Source organism: Candidatus Thermoplasmatota archaeon, assembly GCA_038884455.1.
In the GTDB taxonomy this organism is placed as follows: Archaea; Thermoplasmatota; E2; order DHVEG-1; family DHVEG-1; genus JAWABU01.
Map to the genome: position 1 here is coordinate 1 of JAWABU010000036.1, position 17,039 is coordinate 17,039.

Consider the following 17,039-nt stretch of genomic DNA (forward strand, 5'->3'; position numbering starts at 1 on the left):
TCTGAATATCAAGATGGATCTGATGGATTTCTATACTTTATACGATTGTCAGGCATTTGATCCGCATGTGAATCGACAGAGATTTAGGGAGGAATGGTGGGCTTAACCGATGACCAATGAAAAGATATTAAAAACAATCAGAACACGCTAAGCATCAAAAGATTTTTTTTATTGCATGTTTTTTTCCGATGATTGATATATCTTAAGGTTGCTTTCTCTGTGCAGGGTAACCAAATATTTATCAATCACCCATCAATACCGGTTAAACATTAAATATACGAAACAACATTTTAACCTCGCTTTTTGAGGTGATGTCTTCCTATGGATCAACAACAGACAGTGATTGAAACCAAAACAAACAAACAGGTAGAAATGAAAAGCATTGATGGCAATACTGCAGCAGCTCACATTGCATATGCGTTTAGCGATGTTGCGGCTATTTATCCTATTACTCCTTCGACACCGATGGGCGAAGAAGCAGATAAGTGGGCTGCCTACGGCAGAAAAAATATCTTTAATCAGGTGTTAAAAATCGCTGAGATGCAGTCTGAAGGAGGAGCTGCAGGAGCGGTTCATGGAGCGCTTTCGGCAGGAGCATTTGCAACGACGTTTACAGCTTCGCAAGGATTATTACTTATGATTCCAAATATGTATAAGATTGCAGGAGAACTTATGCCTGCAGTGTTTCATGTCACTGGTCGGGCGATCGCAGGTCAAGCGCTCTCAATTTTTGGAGATCATCAAGATGTTATGGCGGTACGTTCAACTGGATTTTCCTTCCTCTGTTCAAATTCGGTTCAGGAAGTTATGGATTTAGCGCTCGTCGCCCATCTAGCTACGATTCGAGCAAGTGTCCCATTTGTTCATTTTTTTGATGGTTTTAGAACATCGCATGAGATACAAAAAATCGAGGTTATCGGATATGAGGACATCAAAAAACTTGTTGATTGGGAGGCAATCCAACGACATCGAAATCGTGCTTTAAATCCAGAACATCCTCATCAACGAGGAACTGCGCAAAATCCTGATATTTATTTCCAGGTGAATGAAGCAGCTAATCAATATTACAGCCGAGTACCGCAAATCGTTGAGGAAGAGATGCGGAAAGTCGAACAGTTAACCGGCAGGTCATACCATCTTTTTGATTATGTCGGCTCGCCAACCGCTGATAGGGTTATTGTTATGATGGGTTCTGGTTGTGAGGCAGCTGAAGAAACAGTTCAATATCTTTTACAAAGAGGGGAAAATGTGGGTTTAATCAAAGTTCGGTTGTTTCGACCTTTCTCTGTTGATCATTTTGTTCATGCCCTACCGAAGACTGTCAGAAGAATTGCTGTTCTTGATCGGACAAAGGAAACGGCAGCATTAGGTGAGCCATTATATCTTGATGTCTGTTCAGCGATCCAAAATAAAAAACTTGACATTCAGGTATATGGAGGTCGGTATGGTTTAGGTTCAAAGGATTTTACGCCAACTATGGTAAAAGCTGTGTTTGATAATCTTGCTGCTCAAGAACCAAAGAATCGATTTACCGTTGGTATTGTTGATGATGTAACGCATACTTCGTTGCCACTTGGTGAGCAAATTGATCCTGCGCCAGAAGGTTTGATTCGATGTAAATTCTGGGGCATTGGTTCTGATGGTACGGTTGGTGCCAATAAAGAAGCAATCAAGATTATTGGTGACAACACCCCACTCTACGTCCAAGGATATTTTGCATATGATTCAAAAAAATCTGGCGGTGTGACTATGTCACATCTCAGATTTGGAAAACATCCAATCCATTCAACGTATCTTATTGATAAGGCAGATTACATCGCCTGTCATCAACCTTCATATGTTGATAAATACGATTTACTTGAAGGTATAAAAGAAGGAGGAACATTTGTACTCAATGCACCGTGGACACTTGCTGAGATGGAAACTAAACTACCGAATTCATTAAAAAGAACAATTGCACAAAAAAACCTGAAATTCTATGTCATCGATGCAGTAAAAATTGCAAAAGAGCTGGGTCTTGGCGGCCGTATCAACATGGTTATGCAAACCGTCTTTTTCAAACTTTCAAATGTTCTGCCAGTCCAAGAAGCTATTAATCATTTAAAGAAATCGATTGAAAAAACCTATGCAAAAAAAGGACAAACAGTTATTGAGATGAACTGGAAAGCAGTTGATGGTACACTTGAAAAAATTGTTGAAGTTCATTATCCCACTTCCTGGAAAGACCGTCCTGATGATCAAATACAAAAAAAAGATGAACCTGCCTTTATCTCAAAAGTCATGCGTCCGATGCTCGCACAGAAAGGGGATAAACTTCCGGTGAGTTCTTTCACGCCTGGTGGTATTTTCCCCCTGGGGACAACAAAATATGAAAAACGGCGTGTTGCCATCATGGTTCCTGAATGGGTTGTTGAAAATTGTATCCAATGTAACCAATGTTCCTTGGTGTGTCCGCATGCAGCAATACGTCCATATCTTCTCACCAATGAAGACGTGAAAAAAGCTCCTCCTGGTTTTACAGCAAAAAAAGCAGTTGGAAAAAATGCCGCTGATTTATTATTCAGAATTCAGGTATATACTGAGGATTGTATGGGTTGTGGTAACTGCGCTGATGTCTGCCCTGCAAAGGAAAAAGCATTAGTTATGAAACCCCTTGAAACCCAGCTGGATACTCAGGTTCCCTCACAGCAGTTTATTGAAACGCTGCCATCTCGAACCGGTGGTTTTGATCGATACTCAGTAAAAGGCTCTCAATTTCAACAACCGTTACTTGAATTTTCAGGTGCCTGTGCTGGATGTGGTGAAACACCGTATCTCAAGCTTGTCACCCAACTTTTCGGAGAGCGAATGATCATCGCCAATGCAACCGGATGCTCTTCGATTTGGGGTGGTTCTGCTCCCTCGGTACCTTTTACCGTGAATAAAGATGGATTTGGACCTGCTTGGGCAAATAGTTTGTTTGAAGACAACGCTGAATATGGTTTTGGCATGGTTCTGGCGATAACACAACGGCGGGCAAAACTTGCTGATCTTATCAGAGAAGCACTCCCGAAAACAACCGGTGACCTTCACGAGGCATTTCAGGGTTGGCTTAATGCGATGAACGACCCGGAAAAGTCAAAACACTACGGGGATAGAATTAAAACATTACTTGCTGGGAATCGTAGTTCTGATATCCTCCAAGAAATCTGGAATCTTCGGGATTTGCTGACGAAAAAATCAATCTGGGCTGTTGGTGGTGACGGTTGGGCATATGATATTGGGTATGGTGGGTTGGATCATGTACTTGCAATGGGAGAGGATATCAACATTCTGATATTTGATACCGAGGTGTATTCAAATACTGGAGGGCAATCTTCAAAAGCAACACCTGCAGGTTCTATTGCAAAATTTGCAGAATCAGGTAAAAAAACTAAAAAGAAAGATTTAGGGCTTATGGCGATGAGTTATGGCTATGTCTATGTCGCCTCGATTTCGATGGGTGCGAATATGAGCCATGCGTTAAACGCTCTCAGAGAAGCTGAATCTTATCCTGGGCCCTCAGTAGTCATTGCCTATGCTCCCTGTATCAATCATGGTATTAAGAAAGGCATGGGAAAAACTCAGGAAGAAGAACGACTTGCAGTTAACTGTGGTTACTGGCCGTTATTCCGGTATGATCCACGTCGCGCTCATGAAGGAAAAAACCCGTTCCAACTTGATTCTCAAGAACCCAATGGTACCCTTCGTGAGTTCTTAAGAGGAGAAGTTCGATACGCTGCTCTTGAACAGACGTTCCCTGAAGAAGCACATAGACTTCATCAAATGCTTGAAGATAATATCAATGCACGGTACAAGATGTATAAATCCATGGCAGAACGATCAGAATAAGTTCCTTAAACCAAATAGTATTTAATCATCTTCTTTTCTATGCAGAGATGGTATACCTAGAGGGACAAATCTTGCTTCAACGAGCACAAAAAATTGCCGAAATCATTCAAAACGCCCGCTCGGTCCATATTGTGACCCATATTGATGCAGATGGTTTAACAGCGGGTGCAATTGCAGCATTAGCTTTGAAACGACAGGAGATCAGCTACAGTATTGAATGTGTAAAACAGCTCGATGAAGCGGTCTTGTCACGGTTAGTCAAGGAACACTATCCCTTAGTATGGTTTACTGATCTGGGAAGTAGCATTGCTGATTCTTATGAATCTATCAATAAAATTATTACTGATCATCATCTCTGTTCACTTGATACCAATACAGATTTTCATCTTAACCCTCATCTGTTTAATTATGATGGAACCTATGAAATAAGCGGTGCCGGAACGACGTATCTTGTTGCTAAAGCATTAGATGAAAACAATACTGATCTTTCGTCTCTTGCTATTGTTGGTGCATGCGGTGATCTTCAAGATCATCGATTCTGCAAATTGACTGGGTATAATGAATATATTCTTTCTGATGGGATTACTCGAGGTGTTCTTCAAAAAAAACTTGATATTAGATATTTCGGGCGAGAAACCCGTCCGGTAGCAAAACTGTTACAATATGCAACCGATCCTGAAATTCCTGGGATATCGGGACGCGAAGAGGCTTCTGTAGCATTTCTCCAGGACCTTGGGATCACCCTCAAAGATGGAGATTATTGGCGGCGATGGATCGATCTAACAAAAACAGAAAGGCAGAAAATTCTCTCAGCAATTGCACGACTTCTCCTCCGCAGAGGCTATGGTCATATGATTACAAAACGGATCGTTGGTGAGATTTATATCCTTTCACAGGAACAACCAGGGAGTGAGCTTCATGAAGCAAAAGAATATGCAACATTATTAAATGCGACTGCACGGTACGGCCAAGCTGATGTTGGATTAAATGTTTGTCTTGGTGATCGGAATACCTGGTTTAAAAAAGCTGAAAAGTTATTGCTTGGTCATCGTCATAATCTTGTTGAAGGACTTCAGTATGCCCGCGAAGAAAAACTCGAAAAACGGAGGTTTTTACAGTTTTTTCATGCGGGTTCTGGAATTCGTGATACCATTATAGGGATTGTTACTAATATGTTGTTGAATTCGGATGCGGTTGATCGGAACCTTCCTATTTTTGGCTTTGCAGATACAGAGAATGGTGATGTGAAAGTATCGGCGCGGGCAACACAAAAACTTGTTGATAAAGGTTTGAATCTCTCACAAGCATTGAAAAATGCGGCAAAAGTTGTTGGTGGTGTTGGTGGAGGTCATAGTATCGCTGCTGGTGCAACAATACCAAAAGGAAAAGAACAAGAGTTTTTGACTCTTGTCGAACAAGAAATCCAGCATCAACTTGATCCAGGTTTATAGACTTTTACAATTTTAACTTCAAAAATAATTGTTTCACCTGCAAATTCATGAAGACTGTATCCAGCTTTTTCGATTTCACTAGCGTAGAGCATCTCAACGAAGAAATTTGAAATATTTTTAAATTCTCGCGGAATTGTAAATGATAAATTAAATGAATATACCTTCGCCACCTCAGTATAGGTGACTTGTGACTCGTTTGCTCCTTCTCCTTTGATTGTCATTGAAAAGTTTATTTTGTCAGTGCTGATATTTACAACAGTAAAATTGTAGATGTACTCACTTCCGTAGAACTGCTGGGTGTAGTAATAGCTTTTTCCAATAGTTGTATTGCTTGTTAACGTTACGGTACTCTCATCCCATGTCACTGTTGTATCTTTTGGTAAGACATAGAAGACAGGGTTGTTTGTAGTTAATCCCTGTTGATCATATAAAGGAGTAATTTCAGTAATAAACGACAGATCTGCTGTCGGTGTTGTTTTTATTGTCACGGTTGAATCGGTACTGTCAACAATGTTACTTGCATTTTTCCATAGATGGCACGGTGGTGGCACAAAAAGTGCCCCAACCTGATTATACACAGCGAGCTGATCAAAATCAGTAATAATTAACTGAGGTGCTGTAAAATTTTTTAATGCTTCTAGTTCTACCCATCGCAGGTTCATAGAATCCTTGGAATACGATGTTACTTCAACGTTCATCGGCAGGCCAATAGAGATATTTTGAGTTGTAAAAATGCTACCAACGCCTACTTTATTTGTACCAAACGCTTTTTCAGGAGGTATTGGTCCAATGGTTGCTGTTTGCCCTTCTCGTAAACCAATAAGCCCTTCTATAAACCCTGCGACATACGTATCTCCGATCTGATTTGAATATTTTTTATATTGTTCAGGTGGTTTTGCTGAACTGTCCGTTGTTACGAAAATCTTGAGAGGTGAACCACCGGTTTTGTTTTCTGGGTAGAGATATGATGAGTCAAACAGCGTGTTATTTGATGCGAATCGTGCGATGTAATGGACGTCGCATAGATCTCCTTCTTTAATGGTTTTATCAACAAAAAGATTTTCAAAAATATCTGGATAGTACATGGCAGCGAGAAAGACAGATAACGCTGCAACGATGATTATTACAAGTGTTATGAGCGCTATTTTTTCTTTTTGCATAAACGTGTTGAATAAGAAAGCTCTATATATTAGTTACTCTTTGGCCAAAGTTCCACCGATAACCGTTCGAATAAACCGTGCAGCAAGGAGCGCGGTTTGCCCATGATCATACGGTGGACAAACCTCAACAACATCAAAACCAACCAGTGAAGGTATAAAAGCATCAAGAATTTCTAGCACCTGCAGTGGTGTTAAGCCATAGGGTTCTGGGGTGCTTGTCCCAGGAGCATATGCAGGATCAACAACATCAATATCAAGAGTGAGATAGATTTTTTTACCCTTTAGCTTGTTTTTTATCTGGCCAATCGTATCAGTTACTCCTTTTTTCTGGATTGTGTATGCAGTAATTGAGAATAACCCTAACTTTGATGCTTCGAGATATTCTTCTTTTTCAGCAGAACGAATACCGACAACCGCGATGTTTTCAATAGGGATATGATCTGAGATTCGACGAACCGCGCAAGCATGGTTATTCATATCGTTTTCATATTCTCTGCGGAAATCAATGTGCGCATCGAGTGACAATACTGCGATATCCTTGGGATATGCATGAACAATCCCCGGGGTAATTGAATGTTCCCCACCGAGAGCAATTGGAAATTTCTTTTCCTTACGAATTGCTTTTGTAAAAGAACGAACCTCTTCAACCATTTGTTGCGGTGAACAGTGTTGAACATGTAGATCACCGTAATCATGCGTCTTGATTTCTCTGAGATCAACACCGGTTCGAAGATCAAAGGTTTCAAAATTCCATGAGGCTTTGCGGATCTGGTGAGGTGCTTGATCTGCACCATGACGGAACGATGATGTTTTTTCAAAGGGAACTCCAAAAAGGATACACTGTCCCTCACTAAAACTTGCATCAGCATCAGCAAAATACGATGAAGAATCCATAGGAATCTGGCAATATCGATAACAAAAACGTTACTTCATGATTATGCTCTCGTGATTTTCTTTTTTCCCATCGCTTGAAGATACATCACTTCATTGCCTGGTTGGAGTTGACCTTTAAACTCCTCAGGAATCGGCATTTCAAACGTTTCATAGGTTTCTAGATCCATCAGCTGCACTGTATCTTCGCCCATTAATGCAAGAACTTGTGCGTTTCTTTTATCAATAATTGGAACACCTACTTTGTGTTTTACCGGATGGACAACACTGCGTTTTTGTCCATCGAAAACACCAATTGCTTCAATACGAGCTTTTGCCTCACCGTGTTTCCCTGGTTTTGAGGTAGAAATACTTACTATTTTACAAGGTTCGTCATCAATCAACATATATCGGTTTTCTTTTAATGTTCTCACTTCAGCTAACTCTTTCATGGTTCTATTCACCTTTTGGTACTTTATAAACAATGTCGTGTTCGCGTACTCGTTGCAAGATTTTAATACCAACTGCATCGCCAGCTTTAGCAGTGGTTATTGGCATTCGGTTCATTTCCATCTGCTTAACTGTTTCTTTCACATCGGTATTTGCACCAACGATATGAACTGTATCACCAACGTTTAGTACGCCGTCTGTTATTTTGATTGCAGCAACACTGATTTTTGTGAAAAAGTGTTCAACAACACCAATTTTCTCTTCAACCATAGTTGCTCACAGACCTGTAATAAGGATAGTTATACTTATACTTCACCGTACATATTTCCTCTGTTCAAACTACAAGTTCATAAATTCCTTTTTTCCCATGTTTTGTACAAATAAATGCTTCCCAGTTATCATCCCACGTCATCTCGTTTTTGCATTCTGGGCAAAGTAACGTGTCAATCACGAGTCGTTGACTTCGCTCCCGTGTTTTACCAACTTCGGCCTTGATTTTTTTCCCAGGATTTAACGAATCCATAATATAAACGACACCATCTGGTGGGAGAAACGGCGTATGGTCAATTTTCCCTCGTTTTTTTCGATATGCTTTCATTTGCATCTTATATTTTTCCATCATTGTTTGCCTTCGGCCCATAGTACTCACCAAGTAAACTTACAGACTAGTATAATGTTATGGTTTATTAACTTCTTTCCCATCTCTCCTTTATACATTATGGTAAAAAAACAAGAACTCCTTGACCTTGATGTAATGAAACTTCTTAATGATCAAGGAATAACCACATTGTATCCACCTCAACAGGAAGCGTTACCTTATGCATTAGAAGGGAAAAATTTGCTTCTGTCGATACCAACAGCATCAGGAAAAAGCCTCATAGCGTATCTAGCAATTCTCCATCGGCTCAGAAGAGAAGGAGGTAAAGCTCTTTATATTGTCCCGCTCCGAGCGCTCGCTTGGGAAAAATATGAAGATCTCCAAAAATTCAAATCACTTGGATTAAAAGTTGCACTTTCGACAGGAGATCTTGACACGTCAGATACGAAACTTTCACGCTACGATATTATTGTCTGCACCTCTGAAAAAGCAGATTCTCTCCTCCGCCATGGTATTATCTGGATTGATCTGATCAAAGTTATAGTCGTCGATGAAATCCATCTCATCCATGATCCCAGCCGCGGACCAACTCTCGAAGTTATCATTGCTCGATTCAAAGCATTAAATCCACATATCCAGCTGATCGGTCTTTCAGCAACCATCAAAAACGCGGTTGAGTTAGCAGATTGGCTTGGTGGAAAACTTATTCAAACAACTTGGAGACCAGTCCCCCTGAAAGAAGGTGTACTATTTCGTGATACGATCCGATTTAACAATAATTCACAGGTAAAAATTATAGGTTCGTCTGAAAATAGCGTTGAATTACTTGTTGAAGAAATAGTAAGAAACGGCGGGCAGGTACTGGTATTTGTCAACAATCGGAAATCCACTATTACAACAGCACAAAAGCTCACAAATCTCATACGTCCGATGCTTACGCAGAAGGAATTGGAACAACTCAAAAAACTCAGAAAAAAGCTTGATACCGAAGAAACTGAATCAACCATAGTATCACAGACATTGCTTTCCTGTGTTAGTTCAGGTGTTGCGTTTCATAATGCCGGACTTAGTAGTGCTGAACGACGAATTATCGAGCAAGGATTCAAAGATCGAATTATTAAATGTATTATTGCAACTCCAACGCTTGCAGCAGGAGTAAATACGCCAGCGCGACGTGTGATCATCCGTGATCTCTGGCGTTATGATGTTAACCTAGGGATGACTCCGATACCGATTCTTGAATACAAACAACAGGCAGGGCGAGCAGGTAGACCAGGCTATGATGAGTATGGTGAAGCAATCACCATTGCAAAAAATAAACAACAGCAGGACGAGATTTTCTATAATTATATTCTTGCTGACACTGAACCAATCTATTCAAAACTTGGTACACAATCAGCACTTCGGATGCATCTGCTCTCTGCTATTGCAACTGGTTTTGCAACTGATACAACAACGATTCAAAAATTCATCAATAGCACGTTTTACTCGTATATGTCTGACACATCAACACTTACATCTGAGATTGATACCGCCCTGCGATTCTTGAGTGAACATGGTTTTATCGCCGCTCATGGGCATGGGTACCAGGCAACGTTGTTTGGTACAAGAACCTCGTCACTCTATATTGACCCATTGTCTGCGGTTCAACTGAAAAAGGCATTAGAATTCCAAGGTTGTAGAAAAAAAACACCATTTTCCTATCTGCATGCGATTTGTTCAACACCTGATCTTCGATCGCTGTATCTTCGTACGACGGACTCATGGATTGAAGAACAAATAGAACATCTTACTGACCAGCTTCTATTTGATATTCCTGATCCTTCGAGTGATGAGTATGAATGGTTTCTTTCAGATATAAAAACAGCATTTCTTCTGTTGGACTGGATTGAAGAGGTACCCTACGACATGTTAGAGACAAAATATAACGTATGGCCTGGCGATATTCATAATATTGTTGAAGTTGCACAGTGGCTCCTCCATGCAATGCGGGAATTTGCTCGTAGTTACAACTATGACTGCGTATCACAGCTGAATGACTTACTTCTTCGAGTTGAAAAAGGAATCAAACAAGAACTCATCAACCTTATCAGTCTTCGAGGTATCGGTCGGGTACGTGCACGAGCGCTCTACAATCAAGGATTTAAAACTATAAATGATTTACGAGGAGTACCTGTTGAGCGGCTTGCTCAGGTAAAAACCATCGGAAAAACTGTTGCGGAAAACATAAAAAAACAACTTGGTGAACACAATCTACAAACAAACAAAACAATAGATGAGGATCAAGTATGATTTCAATCATCGGTGCACGTGGTAGTATTTCATCGGTTGATCATTTTCTCAAAAAACTCGAGAGCCTTTCGGTAAAAGAACAAATGATTGTTCAAGTGTTTGATGCAGATGTTGTGTGTGGTAAAAAGCACTTAAAATCTGCTGCTCTGCATGCACTCCGTGCTTTTAAACAGAAAACACAATCAACAAATTCTCTTGCAAAAGAAATACTCTTATACGCAGCAGGTGAACGACAAATTAAAAAAGCAATCAATAAACTTGGTCTTAAAAAAAATACAAAGAATATCGCGTTTGTTTTCATCAATATGGAACCAAAAAAATCTTCTGAAATGCATCGTTTTATCCAAGCATTTTTAAAAGAACATAATTTTCAGCATGATGATAAGGTACTTGAAGGTGATTACGATACCTTGAAAAGATTTGGAATCACCGATACCGAAATACAAACCGTTTCACAAGAAAAATATGGTGATCTCATCCTTGAAAGAGTAGCCTTGGTTGACATCATCAAATAATCAAAAAAGTATATATATGCCCGTGTGGGGTAGCTTGGATATCCTAGAAGCCTGCGGAGTTTCAGACCTGGGTTCGAATCCCAGCACGGGCGTTCATTCGTTTAACTCAGGTGATACGATATGCTTGATTTCACCTACAACATACCAACAAAAATACTCTTTGGAAGAAATAAAATCGAACGGCTCGCAGAAGAAATAAAACGGTACTCCCAACGGATTCTTTTCGTCTATGGTTCAGGAAGTATCAAACGCAATGGAATTTATGACGCAGTTGTCGGTCAGCTTATAAAAAACGATATTTCTTTTTTTGAACTATCTGGTATAAAACCAAATCCAAGCATTCAAAGTGTACGAGATGGTATCGAACTAGTACGACTCCATAATATAGATTTTATATTAGCAGTTGGTGGGGGGAGTACTATTGATTGTGCAAAAGCAATCGCAGCTGGCTTTTATTGTGATCAAGATCCTTGGTACTATTTTACTGGTAACGAATCTAAAATTAAAAAAGCTTTACCAATTGGAACTGTTCTGACACTTGCAGGAACCGGATCTGAAATGAATGGTAACGCAGTGATTACCAATGAACAAACGCAAGAAAAACTTGCAATTCACACAGATCTTATCCGACCAAAATTTTCAATTCTTGATCCAACATATACCTTTACAGTTCCAAAAGAACACACTGCAGCAGGGATCATTGATATTTTTAGCCATGTCCTTGAACAATACTTCAGCCTTGTCCCAGAAACCTATATACAGGATCGATTCGCTGAATCAATCTTGAAAGCATGTATCCATTATGGTCCAATAGCCATGAATGAACCACGAAACTATGATGCACGAGCAAATCTCATGTGGGCAAGTAGTCTTGCTTTAAACGGCATTCTTGCATACGGAAAAACTGGTGACTGGTCAACTCATGCGATGGAACATGCACTCAGCGCGATGTATGATGTTACACATGGCGTTGGTCTTGCGATACTAACGCCTGCTTGGATGAACTATGTTTTGGATGATACTACACTTCCAAAATTTGGTACTTATGCTCTGAATGTTTGGGGTTTTCATGGAAAAGATCAGAAAAAAATCGCGAAACAGAGTATAAATCAAACAAGGATTTTTTTTGAGAGTTTTGGGTTACCTAAAAAACTTTGTGAACTTGGCGTACCAAAAGAAAGTCTTAGAGATATGGCACAAAAAAGTTGTGTGTTTGGTGATATCGGTAAATTCAAAAAACTTAACACCACTGATGTTTTCAAAATTTTAACTGCCGCATACGAATAATTTTTTTTTGGTCTCCGGTAGGGTGTCCGGAGACCACTTGTTGCTCTGTGTCGTCAAATCAGATCATGTTTGTCACTGATTCTTCATTTCACAGAGACACATAGACAATTTATCGTCTTATTAAAAACATTACTCATTGTATTCGTATTGCATTTTTTGGAAATTTTTCAAACATAAAATTATCAAAAAATTTTTTGAGATTTTTTTGAGTATCTTTTTCATAAAATATTAATACCAAAAACACAATACCGATATGGTCAATTAACGTAACTAAAAAAGTTGAAAAAATGAACAATCTTTGATATATCCATGCTGTAGGAGAGATGAGAAGAGTTGATGGGGAGTTTGACGGGTCTTTCTACTGATTCTGAAGAACCGCCGCCTTTTGATGCCGTAGGACATACACTTTTTACTCGCACGAGAAATATTGAGCGAATTCTTGGTTTCAAAAATATTTACGTGAAATTTGAAGGAAGTAATCCTACGGGTACGCAAAAGGATCGGATATCTCAGTATCACATTCAGCAAGCTTTACAACAACATGCTCAGGGTATAACGGTTGGTACTTGCGGTAATTATGGTATGAGTTTGGCATATTTTGCTAAACTTGTCGGATTGAAAACATCCATCTTAATTCCTGAAAAATATTTCTTGTCACCTCGGCGGAAACTTGAATTGAAAAAACTTGGTGCTGAAGTCATCTCAGTTGACGGTAAATATGAGGATGCAGTGGAGGAAAGTAGACGACTTGCAAAGCATGAGCATCTCTATGATGCGAATCCAGGAAGTGGAAGCGATGGGTGGAAAGGATACAAACCAATCGCCTATGAGATCGTCCAGCAACTCGGTCGCGTACCAACAGCGGTTTCAGTACCAGTTGGTAATGGAACAACACTGTTAGGCATCTATCATGGCTTTAAAGATTTACTCACCCGCGGGGTCATCGATTCGATGCCGTATCTTGTTGGAGCCTCAACACCTGGTGGAAATCCAATTGTTAAAAGTTTTAAGGAACACAGATCAAAAACACAGGATCTACTTCCAACTGAACTTAAAGAAACAGCAATCAACGAACCACTCATCAGTTATCACTCCTACGATGGTGATGAGGCACTCCAAGCAATTTACGAAACCAACGGTTGGGCAGACTACGCGAGTGATACGAAAATGCTCCACTATCATAAAGTCCTTCGAGATCAAGAAGGAATCAATGTGCTTCCAGCATCAGCAAGTGCTGTTGAAGCTTTAATCAAATTTAAGCAACATCGGCAGCTCAATAGTTACTATGTTGTTGTTCTCACGGGGAGAAATTTTAGATAATTAAAAAAAATATTTTTCTAGAAAATGAGAAACAAAACTTTAAGTGTGAGTATGGAAAAAAACAAAGCATTACTGTATGTTGATCGGTTGTACAAAACTGCTGACGGGAAGACGGCCCATGGTCTTATTCGGTACAGTAAACGATACCATATAACTGGTGTTGTTGATACGACTCTTCAACCTGGTGATGCTGGAGAATATCTTGATGGCATACCCCGCGGTATACCTCTGTTCAATAATCTCGACCAAGCTCATGCGTGTACAGATTCAAATGTTTTCATCATTGGAGCAGTTTCAGAAGGAGGTGTTCTCCCCAAGGGATACGATCATGCAGTACTTTGGGCTTTAGAACATAAGTACGATGTTGTGAGTGGTCTTCATGAATTTCTTTCGGATAATCCACGATTCCAAAATCTAGCCAAGCGCTATGGTTGTACTATTCTTGATGTTCGAAAAAAATTCCGAGATTATAAGCGATTTTACACTGGAGAGGCCAAAAAGATCCAATCAATTCGTATTGCGGTACTTGGAACTGACTCAGCAATCGGTAAGAGAACTCTCGCAGTTCTCATTGTGGAAGAATTTAAAAGACGAGGCAAGACAGCAGACATGATTTATACAGGTCAAACTGGATGGATGCAAGGTTGGCCGCATGGCCTTGTTTTAGATGCAGTTATCAACGATTTTGTTGCTGGTGGGATTGAAGGAGCTTTACTTGATTCATGGAATGATGAGCGTCCGCAGTACATGATTCTTGAAGGACAGGGGAGCTTGGTACATCCCTTTTTTCCCGGTGGTTTTGAAATACTTACAGCAGGCAACGTCCATGGTTTTCTTCTCGTTGATGCACCGAACCGACTACACCTCGATGGTTTTTCAGGGTATCCAATGCCTGATCCAAAACGAGTTGTTCAAATTGCTGAACTATTAACTGAAAAAAAACTTCTCGGCATAGGAATAAATAAAGAAAATATTCACACCTCAGAACTTCCCTTGATTAAAAAGAAATACGAACGACGTTTTCACGTTCCTGTTGTTGAACCGATTTCTGAAGGAGTAAAAAAAATTGTTGATATGCTTGAGGACACTTATGAATAAATCAAAGCAATCTCTTCTTTGTTTTTCTTCAATAACTCTTGATGATCCAGTCATCCAAAAAAATACAGCACATGCTGTTGTATCGATTGTAAAAACTGATACGACAAAGATACAATTTACTCTCCGTCTTACCTACGAGCACCCGATTAATCCTGAGTTTAAACCATTGCTTCGTCTTGCGTTTTGTATGCCGCTTCTCAACTATAGTTTGTTTTCACAAAAACTTATTTTAAAATTCCCTATTTCATCATCAGATTATTCTCTGCTGAATGATTTTAACACAATATTTAGTCGAGACATCTTTGTAAATAAACTATTAAACAAAAAAAATCCGTACATCATTCCAGAGTATTTTCCTGATGAATCAACAGTTACACCACATGATGCTGAACCACAAGCAGGTATACAGCCACAATATGTTGATGTCGATCGTAATATCGCCTCAACAACACGATTCGATGATACGCGATGTGGTATTCTCTCTAGCGGTGGTAAAGACAGTTTATTAACCTATGGTCTTCTCAAAGAAATACACGCTGAGGTGTATCCATTGTACATCAATGAGAGCGGGGGTCATTGGAGAACTGCACTTACTGCGTATCGCTACCATAGAAAAACCGATCCAAACACAGCTCGTGTTTGGACCAATGTTGATCGTTTTTATACCTTTATGCTCGATCATCTATTTTTTATCAAACCACATCATCACCGTATACGAGCAGATATCTACCCAATTCATCTCTGTGTTTTTCCGTATTACATCTTTTCATTACTTCCATTATTCATCGAAAATTCCATTGGAAATCTCCTCATGGGAAATGAATTTGATGATGTGCGGTACGAGATACGCTATAAAGGAATCAAACATTATTATGGAATCTATGATCAGCATCAAGATTTTGATCGACGAATGAATGAATGGTATACACACCGAGTTCAAGGATTACATCAGTGGTCCGCATTACTTTCTATTTCTGGATTGGTTGGACAACGTATTCTTTTCGAACGATATCCTGACTTATCACAACAACAACGATCATGCCATTCATGTCATATCCACAAGAGCACAATACTTCCTTGTGGGAAATGTTCTAAATGCCATGGAATTTTGCTTTTTCTCCTTGCTAATAACCTTGATCCAAAAAAACTACAATATACCGATCAGCAGATAACATCGTTTCTCAACACTATCGACCATCATCATCTAAAACTTGATGAAGATGAAAAAAACCAAGCATTTTTCCTTTTAAAAAATAAAAGCAATAAACCAACAATTGGGTGTATTGATCATGTTCAAAAAATCCATCTCAGTAAAACAGGGAGTGATCCGGAGCAGATACCACCACGGTTTAGAAAACCTCTTTTTTCTATCTTTGAGCAGTATACGACTGGATACTGTACTCTAGACAATGAAACATGGGTCCCCATCGATTCTGTAAACATACTCAAACCAACTTTTTAATCATCCGAACGGCATCGCAAGAACCGTGATGTTCATACCGATAATACTTTTTTAATACTTTGATGTCCTGGTAACCATTTTTTTTATAGAAATTGCGTGCACCCTTATTTGTTATCGATACTTCAAGCCTACAGAAATAGCTGCCCCTTTTTTTCATTTCTTTCTCTGCTGCACATAGCAACCTTTGTCCAATTCCGTTTCTCTGAAACTCAGGATCAACATTAATTGTTTCTAAGCCGCATATCCGTGAATTTTTTTTAAATAATATAATAGTAAAGCCTCGGATACGTCCAGCTTTTTCTTCAACTAAGCAAGAGCTTTTTGCTTTTGTTATAAGATACTGTAACTGTCGATAGGAATACGAAGTGTTTCCTGGAAAACATCGTTGTTCAATAGCATATATTTGATCTAAGTCGGTGATGTTTGCGTATCTGATACGTTGACAGTCGTTCATTGGTTACATATAGGCGTCGTGAGATTAAAATAGTTTTACCTTCACGCCTTGCATGCTATTGTTCCAATGCGTCGTATGCATTCTTTGTAATTGCAAACGTATTTGTCAAGCTCCAGATAGACAGAGCTCACTTCTGAGGAGATTCTCAGTCTCTTCCGCAATATTTTTCCCTTGTAACTTCCACGTTGCAAGCAACGAGGCAATATATTGAT

At 39.5% G+C, this 17,039-nt stretch carries 14 protein-coding genes and 1 tRNA gene; 9 read left to right on the forward strand and 6 right to left on the reverse strand.

Annotated elements, in window-relative coordinates; translation table 11 throughout:
• Window positions 1-321: 321 nt before the first annotated feature.
• Both nifJ and QXL17_06795 read left to right on the forward strand, forming a co-directional pair.
• Entirely contained in the window at window positions 322-3,870 is a 3,549-nt protein-coding gene (nifJ, locus tag QXL17_06790; GenBank protein MEM4258838.1) for a pyruvate:ferredoxin (flavodoxin) oxidoreductase, read from the forward strand.
• A 47-nt stretch (window positions 3,871-3,917) separates the two neighbouring features.
• The gene (locus tag QXL17_06795) at window positions 3,918-5,321 is read left to right on the forward strand and encodes a DHH family phosphoesterase (protein ID MEM4258839.1); all 1,404 of its coding nucleotides are present in this window, start codon (window positions 3,918-3,920) and stop codon (window positions 5,319-5,321) included.
• On the opposite strand, the gene QXL17_06800 is transcribed toward QXL17_06795, so the two are convergent.
• The 5 genes from QXL17_06800 to QXL17_06820 all read right to left on the reverse strand — a co-directional run bounded on the left by QXL17_06800 (window position 5,300) and on the right by QXL17_06820 (window position 8,441).
• Entirely contained in the window at window positions 5,300-6,481 is a 1,182-nt protein-coding gene (locus QXL17_06800) for an FKBP-type peptidyl-prolyl cis-trans isomerase (protein ID MEM4258840.1), read from the reverse strand. The genes QXL17_06795 and QXL17_06800 overlap by 22 nt on opposite strands.
• Window positions 6,482-6,514: 33 nt before the next feature.
• Window positions 6,515-7,375, reverse strand: a complete 861-nt coding sequence (gene speB, locus QXL17_06805; GenBank protein MEM4258841.1) for an agmatinase — start codon at window positions 7,373-7,375, stop codon at window positions 6,515-6,517.
• Window positions 7,376-7,416: 41 nt separating this feature from the next.
• Window positions 7,417-7,803, reverse strand: coding sequence for a translation initiation factor IF-5A (locus tag QXL17_06810; protein MEM4258842.1), 387 nt, complete (start codon window positions 7,801-7,803; stop codon window positions 7,417-7,419).
• A 4-nt stretch (window positions 7,804-7,807) separates the two neighbouring features.
• Window positions 7,808-8,071 carry an EF-Tu/IF-2/RF-3 family GTPase gene (locus tag QXL17_06815; protein ID MEM4258843.1) on the reverse strand — a complete coding sequence of 88 codons (264 nt, stop codon included), beginning with the start codon at window positions 8,069-8,071 and terminating at the stop codon, window positions 7,808-7,810.
• Window positions 8,072-8,135: 64 nt separating this feature from the next.
• A complete protein-coding gene (locus QXL17_06820) occupies window positions 8,136-8,441 on the reverse strand; it encodes a hypothetical protein (GenBank protein ID MEM4258844.1) in 306 nt (101 codons plus the stop codon).
• 78 nt (window positions 8,442-8,519) lie between these two features.
• Here QXL17_06820 and QXL17_06825 point away from each other — a divergent pair, with 78 nt between their 5' ends.
• The 7 genes from QXL17_06825 to QXL17_06855 all read left to right on the forward strand — a co-directional run bounded on the left by QXL17_06825 (window position 8,520) and on the right by QXL17_06855 (window position 16,373).
• Entirely contained in the window at window positions 8,520-10,691 is a 2,172-nt protein-coding gene (locus QXL17_06825) for a DEAD/DEAH box helicase (GenBank protein MEM4258845.1), read from the forward strand.
• Window positions 10,688-11,206, forward strand: a complete 519-nt coding sequence (cgi121, locus tag QXL17_06830) for a KEOPS complex subunit Cgi121 (protein ID MEM4258846.1) — start codon at window positions 10,688-10,690, stop codon at window positions 11,204-11,206. Before QXL17_06825 ends, cgi121 begins: the two co-directional genes overlap by 4 nt.
• 18 nt (window positions 11,207-11,224) lie before the next feature.
• Window positions 11,225-11,298: transfer RNA gene (locus QXL17_06835), tRNA-Arg, on the forward strand.
• A 28-nt stretch (window positions 11,299-11,326) separates the two neighbouring features.
• Complete coding sequence (locus QXL17_06840) at window positions 11,327-12,493, forward strand: iron-containing alcohol dehydrogenase (GenBank protein MEM4258847.1); 1,167 nt, start codon at window positions 11,327-11,329, stop codon at window positions 12,491-12,493.
• Between the two features lie 336 nt (window positions 12,494-12,829).
• Window positions 12,830-13,813, forward strand: coding sequence for a pyridoxal-phosphate dependent enzyme (locus QXL17_06845; protein ID MEM4258848.1), 984 nt, complete (start codon window positions 12,830-12,832; stop codon window positions 13,811-13,813).
• Between the two features lie 51 nt (window positions 13,814-13,864).
• Window positions 13,865-14,911, forward strand: coding sequence for a DUF1611 domain-containing protein (locus QXL17_06850; protein MEM4258849.1), 1,047 nt, complete (start codon window positions 13,865-13,867; stop codon window positions 14,909-14,911).
• Window positions 14,904-16,373 carry a hypothetical protein gene (locus QXL17_06855; protein ID MEM4258850.1) on the forward strand — a complete coding sequence of 490 codons (1,470 nt, stop codon included), beginning with the start codon at window positions 14,904-14,906 and terminating at the stop codon, window positions 16,371-16,373. Before QXL17_06850 ends, QXL17_06855 begins: the two co-directional genes overlap by 8 nt.
• On the opposite strand, the gene QXL17_06860 is transcribed toward QXL17_06855, so the two are convergent.
• Complete coding sequence (locus QXL17_06860) at window positions 16,357-16,827, reverse strand: N-acetyltransferase (GenBank protein MEM4258851.1); 471 nt, start codon at window positions 16,825-16,827, stop codon at window positions 16,357-16,359. The two genes, QXL17_06855 and QXL17_06860, sit on opposite strands and share 17 nt — an antisense overlap.
• Window positions 16,828-17,039 lie beyond the last annotated feature (212 nt).

What these genes read in the sequence shown, in the direction of transcription:
- nifJ (MEM4258838.1), top strand. Translation starts at nt 322, where the DNA reads ATGGATCAACAACAGACAGTGATTGAAACCAAAACAAACAAACAGGTA.
- QXL17_06795 (MEM4258839.1), top strand. Translation starts at nt 3,918, where the DNA reads ATGGTATACCTAGAGGGACAAATCTTGCTTCAACGAGCACAAAAAATT.
- QXL17_06800 (MEM4258840.1), bottom strand. Translation starts at nt 6,481, where the DNA reads ATGCAAAAAGAAAAAATAGCGCTCATAACACTTGTAATAATCATCGTT.
- speB (MEM4258841.1), bottom strand. Translation starts at nt 7,375, where the DNA reads ATGGATTCTTCATCGTATTTTGCTGATGCTGATGCAAGTTTTAGTGAG.
- QXL17_06810 (MEM4258842.1), bottom strand. Translation starts at nt 7,803, where the DNA reads ATGAAAGAGTTAGCTGAAGTGAGAACATTAAAAGAAAACCGATATATG.
- QXL17_06815 (MEM4258843.1), bottom strand. Translation starts at nt 8,071, where the DNA reads ATGGTTGAAGAGAAAATTGGTGTTGTTGAACACTTTTTCACAAAAATC.
- QXL17_06820 (MEM4258844.1), bottom strand. Translation starts at nt 8,441, where the DNA reads ATGGGCCGAAGGCAAACAATGATGGAAAAATATAAGATGCAAATGAAA.
- QXL17_06825 (MEM4258845.1), top strand. Translation starts at nt 8,520, where the DNA reads ATGGTAAAAAAACAAGAACTCCTTGACCTTGATGTAATGAAACTTCTT.
- cgi121 (MEM4258846.1), top strand. Translation starts at nt 10,688, where the DNA reads ATGATTTCAATCATCGGTGCACGTGGTAGTATTTCATCGGTTGATCAT.
- QXL17_06840 (MEM4258847.1), top strand. Translation starts at nt 11,327, where the DNA reads ATGCTTGATTTCACCTACAACATACCAACAAAAATACTCTTTGGAAGA.
- QXL17_06845 (MEM4258848.1), top strand. Translation starts at nt 12,830, where the DNA reads ATGGGGAGTTTGACGGGTCTTTCTACTGATTCTGAAGAACCGCCGCCT.
- QXL17_06850 (MEM4258849.1), top strand. Translation starts at nt 13,865, where the DNA reads ATGGAAAAAAACAAAGCATTACTGTATGTTGATCGGTTGTACAAAACT.
- QXL17_06855 (MEM4258850.1), top strand. Translation starts at nt 14,904, where the DNA reads ATGAATAAATCAAAGCAATCTCTTCTTTGTTTTTCTTCAATAACTCTT.
- QXL17_06860 (MEM4258851.1), bottom strand. Translation starts at nt 16,827, where the DNA reads ATGAACGACTGTCAACGTATCAGATACGCAAACATCACCGACTTAGAT.